Source organism: Micromonospora sp. NBC_01412 (genome assembly GCF_045040215.1).
Taxonomy (GTDB): domain Bacteria; phylum Actinomycetota; class Actinomycetes; order Mycobacteriales; family Micromonosporaceae; genus Micromonospora; species Micromonospora rubida.
Genome location: NZ_CP109528.1, coordinates 1545412 through 1563039, shown reverse-complemented (window position 1 = coordinate 1563039; position 17628 = coordinate 1545412). Strand labels below are relative to the sequence as shown.

Below are 17628 nucleotides of genomic sequence, written 5' to 3'. Positions count from 1 at the left end.
CCCCAACCCCCAACCCTCAACCCTCAACCCTCAACCCCCCATCCCAGCCTGGTTGATCAAGAGGTTTGCGTCAGGAAAACCGGGTTCGGCTGACGCAAACCTCTTGATCAACCTGATCAGACGGGGGCGCGGTAGTCGCGGGCGGCCGGGAAGCGGTCCAGGACACCCGTGCCGGCCAGGGCGCGGGTGAGGGCCCACCCGCCGGCGCCGGAGACGACCGTGGCACTGACGATGGTGAGCAGGGCGTACGGGATGCGGTAGCTGGTCAGGTCGTACTCGGCGTTCCATACGAGGAAGTCGAACAGGGCGGCGCTGAGGCCGGTGAGCGCCCCGGCGAGCAGCGCGGTCGGCAGTCGGAACGAGCGGTACCGGAACGCGGCGAAGGCCAGCTCGGCACCGATGCCCTGGACCATGCCCTGCGGGATCACCGTGCCGGCCCACTGGCTGCCCAGCAGGGCGGACAGGATGGCGGCGACGGTCTCGCAGTACAGGGCCGCGCCTGGCTTGCGGATGACCAGGCCGCCGACCACGGCCGGCATCAGCCAGACCCCGTAGAGCAGGGTCTGCGCGGGCGGGAAGAACGCGAACGCCCCGTCGGTGGCGCTCCAGACCAGGCCCCAGGCCCAGAAGATGACGCCGAAGGCGACCGCGATCACGGAGGCGACCACGATGTCGATCGTGCGCCAGCGGTGGTTGTCGGTGTGGTTCATGTGATGGCTCCCAGTTCGTGAGTGAACCAGGAGAAGACGCACGCCGCGCCCGGGGAAACCGGACGGCGGCGCGGCTGGAGGTCGACCGAACTCCCTGCGCTGGCATTACCCAGATCAGGTTCGAGGGTCTGCGGGCGATGCCCGCACTCTCAGCGCTGTGCGCTCCCCTGTCGGATATGAAGTTGTCTCGACGACGCTAACACCTCGGAAGATCGCCGGGCAATGTGATCCAACCGCAGCTCACCCTCGATGCGGAAACCGCCATCTCGCCGTACTTCATCGACCCGGCCCGCCGCGCGCGATACTGTCGCGCCGCCGAACTGTCGAACGCCAGGGGGCGAGCCGTGACGTCACCGACCGACCGTTCCCCGCCGCCGCCCGAGGCCGGCGGGCGGGCCCCGGCGACGGGGGCGGTCGGCGTGGCCGCGCCGGACGTGCCAGTGGGGGAGGCGTCGGCCCGGCCGGACGTGCCGGTGGGGGAGGCGGCGGTCGGGCCGCGGCGGGCGCGCGGCGGCCTCGTAGGCTCGGTCGAGGTGCTGGCCACGGTGCTGGTGCTGCTGGTGGTGTTCCGCGAGCCGCTGGCCGGCGCGCTGGCCGCGCCCCGGATGCAGACCTGGACCACCGTGTTCGTCTCGGTGCTGGTGCAGGCCGTGCCCTTCCTGGTCTTCGGGGTGCTGCTGTCGGCGGCGATCGCGGTTTTCGTCCCGCGCGCGTTCTGGGCCCGGGCGCTGCCCCGGCATCCGGCCCTGGCGGTGCCGGTGGCCAGCGTCGCCGGCGTGGTGCTGCCGGGCTGCGAGTGCGGCTCCGTGCCGATCGCCGGCTCCCTCATCCGGCGTGGCGTCACCCCGGCTGCGGCCCTGGCCTTCCTGCTCGCCGCCCCGGCGGTCAACCCGGTCGTGCTCACCGCCACCGCGGTCGCCTTCCCGGGCAACCCCGGGATGGTGCTCGCGCGGGCGCTCGCCAGCCTGGCAGTCGCCATGATCATGGGATGGCTCTGGCTGCGGCTCGGCCGCGCCGACTGGATCCGGCTGCCGCGCCGGCCGGAGCTGGCCGGCGTCGGGCGGGGGAGGGCCTTCTGGGCCGCCGTGCGACACGACGTCGTGCACGCCGGGGGGTTCCTGGTCGTCGGCGCGATGGCCGCCGCGACCATCAACGTGCTCGTGCCGGAGCGCTGGTTGCAGACCCTCGCCGACGATCCGGTGCTGTCGGTGCTCGCCCTGGCCGTGCTCGCCGTGCTGCTGTCCATCTGCTCCGAGGCGGACGCCTTCGTCGCGGCGTCGCTGTCGCAGTTCTCCCTCACCTCCCGGCTGGTCTTCCTGGTGGTCGGGCCGATGGTCGACCTCAAGCTGATCTCCATGCAGGCTGGCGTCCTCGGCCGGCGGTTCGCGTTCCGGTTCGCCCCGGCGACCTTCGCCGTCGCCGTCGGGGTGGCCACCCTCGCCGGGGCGGTGCTGTTGTGAACCGGCAGGCGCAGGCGGTCGTCCTGCTGCTGCTCGGCGGTGCGGTGGTCCGGGCCAGCGTCACCGACCTCTACCTGCGCTACGTCAAGGAGGGGTTGCGCCCGCTCCTGATCGCCGCCGGGCTGGTGCTGGTCGCCACCGCCGTGACGACCCTCTGGTACGAGCTGCGCCCGCCCGCCACCGGGGACCACGGCCACGAGCCCGGCGACGGCCACGAGCACCACAGCCACCACGGCCACGAGCCACGGATCGGCTGGCTGCTCCTGCTGCCGGTGCTCGGACTGTTGCTGGTCGCCCCGCCGGCCCTCGGCTCGTACGCGGCGGAACAGGCCGGCACGGCGCTCGCCGCCGAACAGCAGCCGTCCGACTACCCGCCGCTGCCGCCGGGCGACCCCGCCCCGGTCACCGTGCTCGACTACGCCTCCCGGGCACTGTTCGACCGGGGCGCCTCGATCGGCGGCCGCCGGGTCCGGCTCACCGGGTTCATCGTCGCCGGCCCCGACGGGCAGCCGATGCTGGCCCGGATGATGCTGTCCTGCTGCGCCGCCGACGGCCGCCCGGTCAAGCTGGGCCTGACCGGAGACGTGCCCCTCGGCCTGCCGAACGACACCTGGGTCGAGGCCACCGGCCGGTACAGCGACCGGGTCGGCCGGGACCCGGTCAACGACGCCGAGATCCCGTACCTGGCCGTGGAGTCCTGGCGGGAGGTGCCCGTCCCGCGAAACCAGTACGAGTGAGCCCGGGCCCCGCTGAGTAGGCTGCCGATCATGCAGGTGGAGGCGCGAGGGCTGACGTTCGAGGCCCGCACCGGCGGGCCGGGCGACGGCGAACCGGTGCTGTTGCTGCACGGTTTCCCGCAGCACGGCGGCGAGTGGGACGAGGTGGCGCCGGCGCTGCACGCCGCCGGGCTGCGCACATACGCGCCGGACCAGCGGGGCTACTCGCCGCTCGCCCGGCCCGGGGCGGTCGAGGCGTACCGGCTCCCGGAGCTGGTCGCCGACGCGGCGGCCCTGCTCGACGCGCTGGGCGTCGAGGCGGCGCACGTGGTGGGGCACGACTGGGGCGCGATCGTGGCCTGGGGGCTCGCCGCGAGCCGCCCCGACCGGGTGCGCACCCTCACCGCCGTGTCCGTCCCGCACCCCGCCGCGATGGCGCACGCGCTGGCCACGGACACCGGGCAGAAGGCCCGCTCGTCGTACATCGCCCTGTTCCGCAAGCCGGGCAAGGCGGAGAAGGCGCTGCTGGCGTTTCGGGCCGCAGCCCTGCGCAAGCTGCTCGGCGGGGTCGGAGACGCCGCCCAGGTGGCACGGTACGCCGAGCCGATGCGTGAGCCGGGCGCGCTGACCACCGCGCTGAACTGGTATCGGGCGATGTCGCGGGCCGATCTCGCGGCGGTCGGGCCGGTGTCGGTGCCGACCACGTTCGTGTGGAGCGACAGGGACATCGCGATCGGCCGCACCGCCGCCGAGGCGTGCGCCGCCCATGTCACCGGGGACTACCGCCTCGTCGAGTTGCCCGGCGTCTCGCACTGGATCCCCGACGAGGCGCCCGGTCCACTCGCCGAGGCGATCCTGGCCCGCACGGGCGTCACGCCGTGACCCCCGCGCGTTCGTCGTCCGTCCCGGATCCGTCGTCCGCCCCGGGCTCGCCGGGTGCGGCGGGTGGCCTGGGTGCGGCGGCCGGCGGCGTCGTGGCGGCCCGGCCGCACACCCGCGCGTCGCTCGCCACGCAGCTCCACGACCTGGGGGTACGCCCCGGCGGTGTCGTGCTGGTGCACGCCGGCCTGCGGGCGCTCGGGTTCGTCTGCGGTGGCCCGCAGGCGGTGGCCCTCGCCCTGCGTGACGTGCTCGGCCCCGAGGGCACGCTGGTGGTGCCGACCCACACGTCGGAGAACAGCGACCCGGCCGGGTGGAGCAACCCGCCGGTGCCGGCGGACTGGTGGCCGGTGATCCGCGCGGAGACTCCCGGCTTCGACCCGGCGGTCACCCCCAGCCGGTTCATGGGGGCGCTGGCTGAGACCGTCCGGGGCTGGCCGGGGGCCCGGCGCAGCGACCACCCGCACGTCTCGTTCGCCGCGCTCGGGCCCGCCGCCGAGGAGGTCGTGGCCGGGCACCCGCTGGCCGACATGCTCGGTCCCGGCTCGCCGCTGGGCCGGCTGTACGAACTGGACGCCGACGTGCTGCTGCTCGGTGTCGACCATGGCTGCAACACGTCGCTGCACCTGGCGGAGTACCGGCAGGCCGCCCCGCCGAGGCAGCGGGTGGGTGCGGCGGTGCGCACCCGCGACGGCGGCCGGGACTGGGCGTGGTGGGAGGACGTGGCGGTCGACTCGGCCGACTTCCCCGGGCTCGGGGCGGACCTGGAGGCCACCGGCGCGGTCCGGATCGGCCCGGTCGGCGACGGGACGGGCAGGTTGATGCGCCAGCGGGCGGCGGTCGACTTCGCGGTGGACTGGCTGGCCCGCAACCGACGGACGGAGGAGGAAGCATGACGGTGAGCGCCGAGGACTACCTCGCGGTGGTGACGGAGACGATCGGCCGGGTGTCGGCCAGCCAACGGGAGGCGGTGGGTCGGGCTGCGGACCTGGTCGCCGACGCGCTGCGCGCCGACGGGGTGGTCCACGCGTTCGGCACCGGCCACTCCGAGGCCCTCGCCATGGAGATCGCCGGCCGGGCCGGTGGCCTGGTGCCGACCAACCGGATCGCGCTGCGCGACCTCGTGCTGCACGGCGGGGCCCCGGCCGACGTCCTGGGCCCGCTGCTGGAGCGGGACCCGGCGGTGGCCCACCGCCTCTACGAGCTGGCCCCGGTCGACCCGTCGGACGTCTTCGTGGTCGCCTCCAACTCCGGCGTCAACGGGGCCATCGTGGAGTTCGCCGCCCTGGTGAAGGAGCGCGGCCACGGCCTCGTCGCGATCACCTCGGCGCAGCACTCGGCGCGGATGACGTCCCGCCACCCGTCCGGCCGGAAGCTGGCCGACTTCGCCGACGTGGTGCTGGACAACGGCGCCCCGTACGGCGATGCGACCCTGCCGCTGCCCGGCGGCGGCGCGGTCGGCGCGGTCTCCTCCATCACCGCCGCCCTGCTGGCGCAGCAGCTCACGGTCGAGGTGGTGGCCCGGCTGCTCGCGGCGGGGGAGCGGCCCCCGGTCTACCTGTCGGCCAACATCGCCGGCGGCGACGAGCACAACAACGGCCTGGAGGCCCGGTACGTCGGCCGGATCCGCCGGGGGTCCTGACCGCGCCGGGCGGGTGCGGTCGTGAGTCGGTTTCGCCGTCCGCCGGACGGGGCAAAGCCGATGCTGCCGGCGGGGTGGACCCCGCCGGCAGTACCGTTCCCCCGGAGGTAGCGCGTGTCGAAGGAAACTGAGAAGCAGCGCTGGCAGCGCAACTTCGCCGACCTGCTCCAAGAGCTGCGGGTCGCGCAGACCGGCGTGCAGATCCTGTTCGCGTTCCTGCTGACCCTGCCGTTCAGCAACGGCTTCACGCGCACCAGCGAGTTCCAGAAGGACGTTTACATCGTCGCGTTGCTGTCGGCGGCCGGCGCCACCGCGATGATCATCTCCCCGGTCGCCTTCCACCGGGCGCTGTTCCGGCAGGGGCGCAAGCCGGAGCTGGTCCGGTTCGCCCACCGGATGGCCAGCGGCGGGCTCGCCCTCATGCTCGTCTCGATGGTCAGCGCGGTCCTGCTGATCACCGACTTCGTGCTGGACCGGGGCATCGCCTTCGTGCTCACCGGGATCACGGCGGCCTGGTTCCTGACCTTCTGGGTGGCCCTGCCGTTCGCCCGCCGCAACTGGGGCGACGACGACATCGACGACGACGATGACGAGCCGCAGGCGCTCACCGGCGACTGATCCCGCCGACCAGCGCGGACGTTGGGGAAAATCCGAGGTGCACGCAACGCTACCCCTGGGTAACAGCCGGGGGTAGCGTTGCTCTTGTCGAGCACGTTGACGCATCCGGACCGAGGTTCGAGGGGGCCGCCGTGACCACGACGCAGAACAGCCGACCCGCGCCCGACCCGGCGGGGGGAGCCCCGGCGGGCGGCCCCACCGGTCGGGCCGCGCCGATCGACGATCCGGCCCCGGCCGTCCCGGACCCCGCCGCCGACGTCACCGAGGCCGCCGCGATGGACCCGGCGCCGGCCACCCCGGGCCCCGCCGCCGGGGCCACCACCACCGACGAGGCCACCGCCGCCACCACCACCACCACCACCACCGCCGCTACCGCTACCGCTACCGATGCCGCCGAGGCCACCGCCGACGCCGCCGCGATCGACGCCGCCGGGGGCGCGGGGGCGCTGCCGACGGAGGCCGGTCAGGTGTCCGAGAAGGAGGCCCGGCAGGTCGCCGAGGCGGCCCGCGAGTCCGCGTGGGACCGGCCGAGCTTCGGCAAGGAGTTGTTCCTCGGCCGGCTCCGGCTCGATCTGATCAACCCCTGGCCGCGTACCGACCCGGCCGAGGAAGTCCGGGCCGAGGAGTTCCTCGGCCGGCTGCGGGCGTACCTGGAATCCGAGGTGGACGGGGCGGCGATCGAGCGCGACGCCCGCATCCCCGACGAGGTGTTCCACGGGCTGGCCCGGCTCGGCGCGTTCGGTATGAAGATCGACCGGTCCCACGGCGGGCTCGGGCTGACCAACCTGCACTACTGCCGGGCGCTGATGCTGGCCGGGTCGGTCAGCCCGGCGATCGGCGCGCTGCTGTCGGCCCACCAGTCGATCGGCGTCCCGCAGCCGCTGAAGATGTTCGGCACCGACCAGCAGAAGCAGCGTTTCCTGCCCCGGCTCGCCGCCGGCGAGGTGTCGGCGTTCCTGCTCACCGAGCCGGACGTCGGCTCCGACCCGGCACGGCTGGCCACCACGGCCGAGCCGACCGCCGACGGCACCGGGTACCGGCTCAACGGGGTGAAGCTGTGGGCCACCAACGGCACCGTGGCCACCCTGCTGGTGGTGATGGCCCGGGTGCCGGCCACCGAGGGGCGGCGCGGCGGGATCACCGCCTTCGTCGTCGACGGCGACGCCGAGGGCATCACGGTGGAGCGGCGCAACGAGTTCACCGGCCTACGCGGCCTGGAGAACAGCCTCACCCGGTTCCACGACGTGTTCGTGCCGAACGAGAACGTCATCGGCGGCGAGGGCAAGGGGCTGAAGATCGCCCTGACCACCCTGAACACCGGTCGGCTGTCGCTGCCGGCGATGTGTGTCGGCGCTGGGAAGTGGTCGCTGAACGTGGCCCGGGACTGGGCCGCCGACCGGGTCCAGTGGGGCCGGCCGGTGGGCGAGCACGAGGCCGTCGCGCAGAAGCTCGCGTTCGTCGCCGCCACCACGTACGGCATGGAGACCATGCTGGACCTGTGCTGCCTGCTCGCCGACGACGACCGCAACGACATCCGGATCGAGGCGGCCCTGGTCAAGCTCTACGCCAGCGAGATGGCCTGGAAGATCGGCGACGAGCTGCTCCAGATCCGGGGCGGGCGCGGCTACGAGACGGCCGACTCCCTGGCCGCCCGGGGCGAGCGCCCGGCCGCGGTCGAGCAGATGCTGCGCGACCTGCGGATCAACCGGATCTTCGAGGGCTCCACCGAGATCATGCACCTGCTCATCGCCCGTGAGGCGGTCGACGCCCACCTCTCGGTCGCCGGGGACATCATCGACCCCGACGCCGGGCTCGGCCGCAAGGCGAAGGCCGGCGCGCGGGCGGGGGCCTTCTACGCGAAGTGGCTCCCCACCCTCGCCGTCGGCCGGGGCCAGGCGCCGAGGGCGTACGCCGAGTTCGGCCCGCTCGCCGGCCACCTGCGCCAGGTCGAGCGGCACAGCCGCAAGCTGGCCCGGTCGACGTTCTACGCGATGTCCCGCTGGCAGGGGAAGATGGAGCGCAAGCAGGCGTTCCTCGGCCGGGTGGTGGACATCGGCGCGGAACTGTTCGCGATGTCCGCGGTCTGCGTCCGGGCGTACGCCGAGAAGGACACCCGCCCGGAGAACGTCGAGCTGGCCGACCTGTTCTGCCGCCAGGCCCGGCTGCGGGTCGACGCCCTGTTCACCGGCCTGTGGGCAAACACCGACTCCGTCGACGTGGCGGCGGCGAAGCGGATCCTCGACGGCCGGTACGCGGCCCTGGAGGACGGGGTGGTCACGCCGCCGGCCGACCTGCCCTGGGTGGCCGGCTGGACCCCCGGCCCGTCCATCGCCCAGGACGTCCGCCGCCGCATCCCCCGCCCCGAGTGACGAGGGAGGGTCCCCTGCCGACGCCCGTGGCACGGCAGGGGGCCCGTCCGGGGCGGAGCGACCCGGGGCGGAGCGGGCTCACCGGGCGATGGCCCAGGCCAGCACGGCGGCCAGGATCACCCCGTTGAGCGCCGCCAGCACCAGGTACGCCGCCGGCGGGATCTTGCGGCCCCGGCGGACGAAGCTGACCAGCACGGCGGCGTAGGCCAGCAGCAACACGGCGACGACGATCAGGAAGTAGAGCACCGGACCACCCTAGCGGCCGGCCCGGAGCCCGAGCCCGCGCAGCTCCAGCGCGGCGAGTGCCTCGACAGTGGCGTCGTCGCCGCGCCGCCACGCGTCGGCGACGTCCGGGGCGATCCGGGTCAGCTTGCCGATCGGCTGACCGGCCAGCGCCCGCAGGGCCAGCAGGTCCCGCCCGCCCGGGACGGCGGCCAGCGCCTTGGCCGAGGCGGCCCGCCGCATCCAGCGCAGCCGCAGCGGCAGCCAGCCGACCAGCACCAGGCCGAGTGGGAACACCAGCACCGCGATGCTGAGCGCCAGGGCGAGCTGGCCGACCAGTTCCTGCTGGTCCCGGCCCGCCTCGGCCATCGCCCGGGCGGCGTCGGCGGCCTTCGCGAACGGGGCGGTCAGCTCGTCGCCGACCAGCGGCACCCGGCGTATCTTGCCGCCGGCGTCGGCCAGGTTGTCGGCGAGGCCGCCGCCGGCCCCCTCCAGCTTCTGCCCGGGTACGGCGAGCTTCTGCACCAGGTCGTGCACCCAGAGCGCGAAGCGGATCGCGGCGTACACCCAGACGACGACGAGCAGGTCGGTCAGGAACTGGCGGACGGCGGTCGGGAAGCGATCGGCGTAGATCTTCACGCCGGACAGCGTGCCACGGCCGGCCCCGCCCGGCACGGGTCGGAATTGTCAACCGGCGCGGACCCGGCTGCCGGCGTCGCCCGGCGGGCTGGGTCAGCCGGCGCAGGCCGGGCAGGTGCCGAAGATCTCCAGGGTGTGGCTGACGTCGGCGTACCCGTGCTGCGCCGCGACCCGCTCCGCCCAGACCTCCACGGTCGGCCCGGCCACCTCGACGGTGCGCCCGCAGGCCCGGCAGACCAGGTGGTGGTGGTGGCCCTCGCTGCACCGCCGGTAGAGGTGCTCGCCGCCGGGCGGGCGCATCACGTCGATCTCGCCCGCGTCGGCGAGCCCCTGGAGGGTGCGGTAGACGGTGGTCAGCCCCACCCGCTCGCCGCGCTCGCGGAGCATGGCGTGCAGGTCCTGCGCGCTGTGGAACCCCTCGACCTCGGCGAGCAGCGCGCTCACCGCCGAGCGCTGCCGGGTGTTCCGGACGGCGGTCCCCTCGGTCACGATGCCTCCCCCGCGTGGCTGACCGCGTCGGCCACGATGTGTGCGACGTGCTCGTCGACCAACGCGTACGCGATCTCCCGCCCGCGCCGGGAGCCGCGGACCACGCCGGCCCCCCGCAGCACCCGCAGGTGCTGCGAGACCAGCGGCTGCGTCGCCCCGAGCTTCTCCACCAGCTCGTGCACGCACCGTTCACCTTGCGCCAGTTCGCTCACGATCGCCAGCCGGATCGGGGCAGCGAGGGCACGCAGCAGCTCACCGGCGTCCTCGTACGCCTCGTATCCTGTTCCGCCGGTCACCTTGTAACGATAACCAGTCCCAGCGGGCCGCCGGGGCGCAGGATCAACTCAGCACCACTTCGGGCGGCTCGACGACCGCCGTCCCGGTCGTCGCCCGGCGTCGGCGTACCGCCCGCCAGCCGGCGCTGACGACCGCGACGACGAGGAACGAGGCGATCGCCAGCAGCACCACGGACGCGCCGGGGGCGGTATCGGCGTTGGCGGCCACCCAGACCCCGGAGCCGGCGGCGAACAGCCCGAGCGCCATCGCCGCGGTCATCGTGCTGCGGAAGCCCCGGGTGACCTGCTGGGCGGTGGCCACCGGCACCACCATCAGGGCGCTGATCAGCAGCACCCCGACGGCCCGCATGGCGATCGTCACGGTGACTGCGGTGCCGACCGCGAGCAGCATGTTCAGCGCCCGCACGGGCAGCCCGGCGACCCGGGCGTACTCCTCGTCGTGGCAGACCGCGAACAGCGCCGGGCGCAGCGCCAGCATGGTCACCAGGAGCGCCGCGCCGAGCACCACGATGGTGGTCAGGTCCGCCGACGAGATGGTGATCAGCGACCCGAACAGGTAGGCGTTGAGGTTGGCGCTGGTGGCGTCGGAGAGCCCGACCAGCGTCACCCCGCCCGCGATCCCGCCGTAGAACAGCAGCGCCAGCGCGAGGTCGCCCGAGGTACGCCCGCGCGCCCGGACCAGCTCGATGGTGATCGCGCCGAGCGTCGCCACGATCACGGCCACCAGCACCGGGGATCGGTTGAGCAGCAGCCCGGCGCCGACGCCGGTGAGCGCCACGTGCCCGACCCCGTCGCCGATCAGGGCCAGCCGGCGCTGCACCAGGTAGATGCCGAGCGCCGGGGCGGCCAGGCCGATGACCAGCGCGCCGATCAGGGCGCGCTGCATGTACGGGTACTGGAAAAGCTCCATGCTCAACTGCTCCACAGCCCTGCGGGCTCGTCGGGTCCGTGCGGGTGCACGTGGTCGTGGTCGGGGTCGGCGTGGTGGCCGGCCGGCTCGGGGACCGGGCCGTCGTGGGCGATCCCGCCCTGGTGCACCACCACGGCCCGGCTGATCAGCGGTCGCAGCGGCCCCAGCTCGTGGGCCACCAGCAGCACCGTCCCGCCGCCGTCGACGAAGCCGCGCAGCGCCCCGGCGAACGCCTCCTGGCTGGCGGCGTCGACCCCGGCGGTCGGCTCGTCGAGGACCAGCAGCTCCGGCTCGCCGGCCAGGGCCCGGGCGATCAGGGTGCGCTGCTGCTGGCCGCCGGAGAGGGTGGCGACCGGGTCGCCGGCCCGGTCGGCCAGGCCGACGGCGGTCAGCGCGGCGTCGACCGCCGCCCGGTCGGCCCGGCCCGGCGGGCGCAGCACGCCCCGGCGGGCCAGCCGGCCCGAGGCCACCACCTCGCGGACGGTGGCCGGGACGCCGCCGCCGGCGCCGAGGCGCTGCGGGACGTACCCGATCCGCTGCCACTGCCGGAACCGGCGCAGCGGGGCGCCGAAGAGCGAGATCGACCCGGCGTGCAGCGGGACCAGCCCGAGCACCGCGCGGATCAGGGTGGACTTGCCGGAGCCGTTGGCGCCGAGCACGGCGACCACCTCGCCGACGGTGACGGTCAGTGAGACGTCGCGCAGCACCGGGCGGCCGTCGTAGCCGACCGCCCCGCGGGTGACGGTGATGACAGGCGCGTTCACGAGCAGCTCAACGCCGTCCGCAGGGTCGCCAGGTTGGTGCGCATCACCGAAAGGTAGTCCCCGCCATGATCGGCGGACAGTCCTTCCAGCGGGTCGAGCACCGCGGTCTTCGCGCCCACCTGGCGGGCGATCGTCTCGGCGACCTTCGGGCTGACCAGGGTCTCGAAGAAGATCGTGGTGGCCTGGTGCTCCCGGGCCTCCCGGGCGACCTCGGCGAGGCGCTGCGGGGAGGGCTCGTTCTCGGGGGCCAGCCCGGTGATGCCGACCTGGTCGAGCTGGTAGCGCTCGGTGAGGTAGCCGAACGCGGCGTGGCTCACCATGAGCTCGCGGCGCTGGCAGGTCCTCAGCCCGGCGGCGAACTCGGCGTCCAGCGTCTCCAGCTCGGCGCGCAACGCGCCCGCCCGGGCGGTGTAGTCGGCGGCGCGGTCCGGGTCGGCCCGGCCGAGCCGCTCGGCGAGCCGGTCGCCGACGGTGGCCAGCCGGGTCGGGTCGAGCCACAGGTGCGGGTCCTTGCCGCCGTCCTTCTCTTCGCCCCCGTGTCCGGCCTCCTCGCCCTCGTGGTCGTGCCCGCCTGCGCTCCCGGCCAGGAGCGGCTGCACCCCGGCGACGTCGAAGGCCCGGTCGCCGCCGTTCTGCTCGACCGCCTCGTCCACCGCGGGCTGGAAGCCCTTGAGGTAGACGATCAGCTCGGCCTGGTTCACCTCGCCGACCTGGCGGGGGGTGAGCTCCAGGTCGTGCGGCTCGGCGCCGGGCTTGGTCAAATTCGTCACCCGGACCGCGTCGCCGCCGATCCGCTCGGCGATGAACTGGAGCGGGTAGAAGGCGGCGGCCACGTCGACCCGCTGCGGGTCTGCGCCGGCGCCGTCCTCCGCGCAGGCGGTGACGGCGCCGAGGGCGATCAGGGCGGTCGCTGCGGCCAGGGCACGTGCGGTGGAGCGGCGGAGCTTCATGCCCCAACTCTCCGTGACAACGAAATTGATTGTCAAAAACGCATGCTTGCATGCGAACGGGGTGTCTGCTAATGCCCCGTTCAGGTGGCCCAGTTCCGAGCGGCGGCGGTCAGAGCAGCTTCGTCAGCGCTGCGGTGATCAGCAGGACGAGCATCACCAGCCGGATCACCCGGGTGGCCGGCGCCTGCACCGGCCAGGTGGTCAGCAGCAGCGCCACCAGGGCGGCGGCGAGCGCCAGCAGCAGCACCCCGCCGAACACTCCCGGCGTGAACAGCCCCACCAGCACCAGCGCCAGCGTGACCAGGAAGACCGTCGTCGGGTTCGCCCGGGCCAACCGGACCGGCAGGGGGCGCTGCGTACGCTGCATCCCACAGACTCTACGAGGAGGACCCGGTGCTGGTCACCAACCGGTTCGTGGTCGACGAGGACGTCGCCCCCGCCTTCACCGAACGCGCGCACGCCGCCCTGGCCGCGCTCGCCGCCCGCCCCGGCTACCTGCGTGGGGAACTGCTCCGGGCGCTGGACGACCCGCGCCACTGGTGCCTGGTCACCGAGTGGGAGTCCGTCGGGGCCTACCGGCGGGCGCTGGGCGGGTTCGACGTCAAGGTGCACGCCACGCCGCTGCTGGCCGAGTCGCTCGACGAGCCGTCCGCGTACGAGGCGCTGGCCGCCGCCGCCCCCGGCGGGGCGGTCGAGGTGAACCCCAGTGATCGGGCCGCTGCCCCGTACCGCTGACCCGTCGGGCACTACCCTGCACCTATGACCGCACCCGGACCGGCCGGTCCACCCTCGTACCCTGTGGCACCCGGGCCGGACGGGCCGCCTGCCCCCGGCGGGCCGCCGACGCACCTGGAGCCGGGGGTGCCCGCGCCCCCGGCCGGCCCCGGAGTGGCCCCGCCGTTCGTGGCGCCCCCGACCGAGGGGCGCCGCGCCCGGCTCTGGCTCGGCCTCGGGGCCGGGGCGCTGGCCGTGCTGCTCTGCTGCGGCGGGGGCGGGGCGGCCGTGGTCGGCCTGGCGGTCAGCAACGTGCAGGCGGTGCGGGAGCAGGGCCGCGCGGTGACCGACGACTACTACCAGGGGCTGGTCGAGCGGAAGTACGGCAGGTCGTACGACACCCTCTGCGACGACGCGCAGCGCCGCGAGTCCCGGGCCGAGTTCGAGCGTCGGGTCGCCGCCGAGCCGCAGATCGACTCGTACCGGGTGGGCGAGGTGGACCCCACCACCCTCACCGTCCCGGTCTCCGTCACCTTCAGCGGCGGCAACCGGGGCGACCAGGAGGTCACCCTCGCCGCCGACGGGCAGACCGGGGCCATGGAGGTCTGCGGGGTGAGCTGACACTCATCCGCGGCCGGGGCGGAGGCTCGCGGGGGTGGCCGGCCCCGCCCCCGGTATTCTGCTGGGCCCGGGGCCCGTACGGTCGTACCGTTGTCCCCGAACCGACCGATCCATCCACATCTCGCCCCCGCCGACCGCCAGCCGGCGTAGGAGGAAACATGCCAGCCGACCGTATCGACGCCGTCGTCAGCCTCGCCAAGCGCCGGGGCTTCGTCTTCCCCTCCAGTGAGATCTACGGGGGCACCCGGTCGGCGTGGGACTACGGTCCGCTCGGCGTGGAGCTGAAGGAGAACGTCCGCAGGCAGTGGTGGAAGACCATGGTCCAGCAGCGCGACGACGTCGTCGGCCTGGACTCCGCGGTCATCCTGTCCCGCAAGGTCTGGGAGGCCAGCGGCCACATCGCCGAGTTCGTCGACCCGCTGACGGAGTGCCAGTCCTGCCACAAGCGGTTCCGCGCCGACCACCTGGAGGAGGCGTACGCCGAGAAGCACGGCAAGCCGCTGGCCTCGCTGACGGAGCTGAACTGCCCGAACTGCGGCAACAAGGGCACCTTCACCGAGCCGAAGATGTTCAACGGCCTGATGAAGACCTACCTCGGCCCGGTGGAGAGCGACGAGGGCATGCACTACCTGCGCCCGGAGACCGCCCAGGGCATCTTCGTCAACTACAAGAACGTGGAGACGGTCGCCCGCAAGAAGCCGCCGTTCGGCATCGCGCAGACCGGCAAGTCGTTCCGCAACGAGATCACCCCGGGCAACTTCATCTTCCGCACCCGCGAGTTCGAGCAGATGGAGATGGAGTTCTTCGTCGAGCCGGGCTCCGACGAGCAGTGGCACGAGTACTGGCTCTCCGAGCGCTGGAACTGGTACCTCGACCTCGGCCTGTCCGAGGAGAACCTGCGCTTCTACGAGCACCCCAAGGAGAAGCTCTCCCACTACTCGAAGCGCACCGTCGACATCGAGTACCGGTTCCGGTTCGGCGGCAGCGAGTTCGCCGAGCTGGAGGGCATCGCCAACCGCACCGACTTCGACCTGTCCACGCACAGCAAGCACTCCGGCGTCGACCTGTCCTACTTCGACCAGGGCAAGGGCGAGCGCTGGATGCCGTACGTCATCGAGCCGGCCGCCGGCCTCACCCGCGCGGTGCTGGCGTTCCTGCTTGAGGCGTACGACGAGGACGAGGCCCCGAACACCAAGGGCGGGGTGGACAAGCGCACCGTCATGCGCTTCGACCCCCGGCTGGCCCCGGTCAAGGTGGCGGTCCTGCCGCTGTCCCGCAACGAGGCGCTCTCCCCGAAGGCCAAGGGCCTCGCCGCCGACCTGCGCAAGCGCTGGGTGGTCGAGTTCGACGACTCGCAGGCCATCGGCCGCCGGTACCGCCGGCAGGACGAGATCGGCACCCCGTTCTGCGTGACGGTCGACTTCGACACCCTCGACGACGACGCGGTGACCGTGCGGAACCGGGACACCATGGCCCAGGAGCGGATCTCCCTGGACCAGGTCGAGCGCTACCTGATCGAGCGCCTCCCCGGCTGCTGACCTGCATACGGGGCCCCGACCAGCGCGGTCGGGGCCCCGTACACTTGTCCGGTGACCGCCCCGATCCTGCCCGCGCAGCGTCCGTTGACCCTTGGGCGGCACGAGGTGTGGCCGCCGGTGGTGCTCGCGCCGATGGCCGGGATCACCAACGTCGGGTTCCGTCGGCTCTGCCGGGAGCAGGGCGGCGGCATCTACGTCTGCGAGATGATCACCACGGTCGCGCTGGTCGAGCGGAACCCGAAGACCCTGCGCATGATCGCCTTCGGCGACGACGAGCAGCCACGCAGCCTCCAGCTCTACGGCACCGACCCGGAGGTCACTGCCGCCGCCGTGCGGATCGTGGTGGAGAAGAACCTCGCCGACCACATCGACCTGAACTTCGGCTGCCCGGTCCCCAAGGTCACCCGCAAGGGCGGCGGGTCGGCCCTGCCCTGGCGGCGCAGGCTCTTCGCCCGGCTGGTGAAGGCCGCGGTGGACGCCGCCGCGCCCGCCGGGGTGCCGGTCACCGTGAAAATGCGCAAGGGCATCGACGACGACCACCTGACGTACGTCGAGGCCGGGCTCGCCGCCCAGGACGCCGGAGTCGTGGCGGTCGCCCTGCACGGTCGTACGGCCGCCCAGCGCTACTCGGGCACCGCCGACTGGGACGCGATCGCCACCCTCAAGCAGGCCCTCGACGTGCCGGTGCTCGGCAACGGCGACGTCTGGGAGGCCGACGACGCGCTGCGGATGGTCGCCCACACCGGGGTCGACGGGGTGGTGATCGGGCGGGGCTGCCTGGGCCGGCCGTGGCTCTTCGCCGACCTGGAGGCCGCGTTCGACGGGCGGCCGGAGCGGCGGCTGCCCGCCCTCGGCGAGGTGGCGGCGACGATGCGGCGGCACGCCGAGCTGCTGGTCGACCAGTTCGTGGCGGGGGCGCGGAACCCGGCCCGGGGCGAGCGGGACGGCTGCACCGACTTCCGCAAGCACGTCGCCTGGTACCTCAAGGGCTTCCCCGTCGGCAGCGAGCTGCGCCGGTCCCTCGCCATGATCGACAGCCTGGCCCAGCTCGACGACCTGCTCGGCAAGCTCGACCCGGCCGAGCCGTTCCCGGTGGCGACGCTCGGCCAGCCACGCGGCCGGACGAACTCCCCGGGCAAGGTCTACCTCCCCGAGGGCTGGCTGGCCAGCCGGGACGACGACACCGTGCCCGAGGGCGCGGAGCTGGCCGACTCCGGCGGCTGACCCACGACGAAGGGCCGGTCCCCGGGTGGGGGCCGGCCCTTGTCATTGGCGTTGTCGTTGGCGTTGGCGTTGTCGTTGTCAGGAGGTGGCGTAGCCGCGGGTGGCGGTCCAGTCGGCAAGGTTGTCGACGGTGACCTCGTAGCTGGCCTGGTCAGGGTTGGCCGAGTCGGCGATCCTCACGATGCCGCCGTTGTCGCGGTAACCGACGACGCTGATGTAGTGGCCGCCCTCGAACGAGTGGACGCCGCCGTCGATGTCAGTGGAGGTGCCGGCGATGTTGGCCACCACCGCACGACCGCTGTCGACGGTACGGACGACATCGCCGCGCAGCTTGTCGGTCTGGCCGTCGTCGGCCTTGCCGGTCTTGATCTCGACGCTGCGGTACGCGTCAGCCTTACCGGTCTCCTTGTTCAGGACGGGGGTGATGTCGTTGATGGAGTTGGTGCCGTCCTCGGTGGTGCCCATCTCCTTCGCCATGGCGTCAACACTGATGGCCTTGCCCTGCACGGACAGGGCGTTACGCGCGGCGGCCGGACCACAGTAGTAGAAGTTCGGCTGGGCTTCGTAGCGGACGTCGAGCTGCCGCTCGCCGGCGGCCCTACGGTCGGCCTGCACGGACGTGGTGGCGGCGGCCTTCTCGGCCGGAGCCGCCTGGGCGGCGATGGCGGGGGCGGCGATACCGGCTGCGGTGGCGGTGAGGATGCCGGCGGTGAGGGCGGTCCTGCGGATCAGATCGGTACGCATGGTGGCGTGCTCCTCTGGTCGGGGGACACGCGGCAACACCCGCTGGGAAGCGACGTGTGCCGCGAGGGGGGTCAGGTTCGGGGGGACGGGCCCGGCGATCGGGGGGACCTGCTCGGGCGTCCA

The 17628-nt window shown here is 73.6% G+C and carries 21 protein-coding genes and 1 riboswitch; of the genes, 11 read left to right on the top strand and 10 right to left on the bottom strand.

Translation table 11 applies throughout. The features are described from left to right. Nucleotides 1-116: 116 nt before the first annotated feature. Nucleotides 117-710, bottom strand: a complete 594-nt coding sequence (locus OG617_RS06815; RefSeq protein ID WP_405099699.1) for an ECF transporter S component — start codon at nt 708-710, stop codon at nt 117-119. Between the two features lie 73 nt (nt 711-783). Next, nucleotides 784-889, bottom strand: a riboswitch (TPP riboswitch). 288 nt (nt 890-1177) lie between these two features. Here OG617_RS06815 and OG617_RS06810 point away from each other — a divergent pair. From OG617_RS06810 to OG617_RS06780, 7 genes are all read left to right on the top strand, one after another. Continuing rightward, nucleotides 1178-2170, top strand: coding sequence for a permease (locus OG617_RS06810; protein WP_405103510.1), 993 nt, complete (start codon nt 1178-1180; stop codon nt 2168-2170). Next, nucleotides 2167-2907: a TIGR03943 family putative permease subunit gene (locus OG617_RS06805; protein WP_405099697.1), complete on the top strand. Its 741-nt coding sequence runs from the start codon at nt 2167-2169 to the stop codon at nt 2905-2907. Before OG617_RS06810 ends, OG617_RS06805 begins: the two co-directional genes overlap by 4 nt. 30 nt (nt 2908-2937) lie before the next feature. Next, the gene (locus OG617_RS06800; protein ID WP_405099695.1) at nt 2938-3768 is read left to right on the top strand and encodes an alpha/beta fold hydrolase; all 831 of its coding nucleotides are present in this window, start codon (nt 2938-2940) and stop codon (nt 3766-3768) included. Further along, a complete protein-coding gene (locus OG617_RS06795) occupies nt 3765-4661 on the top strand; it encodes an aminoglycoside N(3)-acetyltransferase (RefSeq protein WP_405099693.1) in 897 nt (298 codons plus the stop codon). Before OG617_RS06800 ends, OG617_RS06795 begins: the two co-directional genes overlap by 4 nt. Next, entirely contained in the window at nt 4658-5407 is a 750-nt protein-coding gene (locus OG617_RS06790; protein WP_405099691.1) for a sugar isomerase domain-containing protein, read from the top strand. The genes OG617_RS06795 and OG617_RS06790 overlap by 4 nt, the downstream gene beginning before the upstream one ends. Before the next feature lie 114 nt (nt 5408-5521). Continuing rightward, a complete protein-coding gene (locus tag OG617_RS06785; RefSeq protein WP_405099689.1) occupies nt 5522-6025 on the top strand; it encodes a DUF6328 family protein in 504 nt (167 codons plus the stop codon). Between the two features lie 131 nt (nt 6026-6156). After that, entirely contained in the window at nt 6157-8394 is a 2238-nt protein-coding gene (locus OG617_RS06780; RefSeq protein ID WP_405099687.1) for an acyl-CoA dehydrogenase family protein, read from the top strand. 78 nt (nt 8395-8472) lie between these two features. Here OG617_RS06780 and OG617_RS06775 read toward each other — a convergent pair whose 3' ends face one another. From OG617_RS06775 to OG617_RS06740, 8 genes are all read right to left on the bottom strand, one after another. Further along, nucleotides 8473-8640 (bottom strand): hypothetical protein, encoded by a 168-nt coding sequence (locus OG617_RS06775; RefSeq protein WP_405099685.1) that lies wholly within the window; start codon nt 8638-8640, stop codon nt 8473-8475. Between the two features lie 9 nt (nt 8641-8649). Next, nucleotides 8650-9255: a hypothetical protein gene (locus OG617_RS06770; RefSeq protein WP_405099683.1), complete on the bottom strand. Its 606-nt coding sequence runs from the start codon at nt 9253-9255 to the stop codon at nt 8650-8652. Between the two features lie 93 nt (nt 9256-9348). Then, a complete protein-coding gene (locus OG617_RS06765) occupies nt 9349-9747 on the bottom strand; it encodes a Fur family transcriptional regulator (RefSeq protein ID WP_396684665.1) in 399 nt (132 codons plus the stop codon). Continuing rightward, nucleotides 9741-10040, bottom strand: a complete 300-nt coding sequence (locus tag OG617_RS06760; RefSeq protein ID WP_396684634.1) for an ArsR/SmtB family transcription factor — start codon at nt 10038-10040, stop codon at nt 9741-9743. The genes OG617_RS06765 and OG617_RS06760 overlap by 7 nt, the downstream gene beginning before the upstream one ends. Before the next feature lie 43 nt (nt 10041-10083). Next, nucleotides 10084-10950 (bottom strand): metal ABC transporter permease, encoded by an 867-nt coding sequence (locus tag OG617_RS06755; protein ID WP_405099680.1) that lies wholly within the window; start codon nt 10948-10950, stop codon nt 10084-10086. 2 nt (nt 10951-10952) lie between these two features. Next, nucleotides 10953-11714, bottom strand: coding sequence for a metal ABC transporter ATP-binding protein (locus tag OG617_RS06750; protein WP_405099678.1), 762 nt, complete (start codon nt 11712-11714; stop codon nt 10953-10955). Further along, complete coding sequence (locus tag OG617_RS06745; protein WP_405099676.1) at nt 11711-12664, bottom strand: metal ABC transporter substrate-binding protein; 954 nt, start codon at nt 12662-12664, stop codon at nt 11711-11713. Before OG617_RS06745 ends, OG617_RS06750 begins: the two co-directional genes overlap by 4 nt. Before the next feature lie 109 nt (nt 12665-12773). Beyond that, on the bottom strand, nt 12774-13031 hold the full coding sequence (locus OG617_RS06740) for a DUF6703 family protein (RefSeq protein WP_405099674.1): 258 nt from the start codon (nt 13029-13031) through the stop codon (nt 12774-12776). Nucleotides 13032-13057: 26 nt separating this feature from the next. Here OG617_RS06740 and OG617_RS06735 point away from each other — a divergent pair, with 26 nt between their 5' ends. From OG617_RS06735 to dusB, 4 genes are all read left to right on the top strand, one after another. Continuing rightward, on the top strand, nt 13058-13399 hold the full coding sequence (locus OG617_RS06735; RefSeq protein ID WP_350887292.1) for an antibiotic biosynthesis monooxygenase family protein: 342 nt from the start codon (nt 13058-13060) through the stop codon (nt 13397-13399). 126 nt (nt 13400-13525) lie between these two features. Continuing rightward, on the top strand, nt 13526-13999 hold the full coding sequence (locus OG617_RS06730) for a hypothetical protein (protein WP_405103507.1): 474 nt from the start codon (nt 13526-13528) through the stop codon (nt 13997-13999). Between the two features lie 158 nt (nt 14000-14157). Beyond that, nucleotides 14158-15537, top strand: coding sequence for a glycine--tRNA ligase (locus OG617_RS06725; RefSeq protein WP_405099672.1), 1380 nt, complete (start codon nt 14158-14160; stop codon nt 15535-15537). Between the two features lie 51 nt (nt 15538-15588). Next, nucleotides 15589-16761, top strand: coding sequence for a tRNA dihydrouridine synthase DusB (gene dusB / locus OG617_RS06720; RefSeq protein ID WP_405099670.1), 1173 nt, complete (start codon nt 15589-15591; stop codon nt 16759-16761). A 78-nt stretch (nt 16762-16839) separates the two neighbouring features. On the opposite strand, the gene OG617_RS06715 is transcribed toward dusB, so the two are convergent. Then, nucleotides 16840-17505, bottom strand: coding sequence for a C39 family peptidase (locus tag OG617_RS06715; RefSeq protein WP_405099668.1), 666 nt, complete (start codon nt 17503-17505; stop codon nt 16840-16842). Nucleotides 17506-17628: the final 123 nt, after the last annotated feature.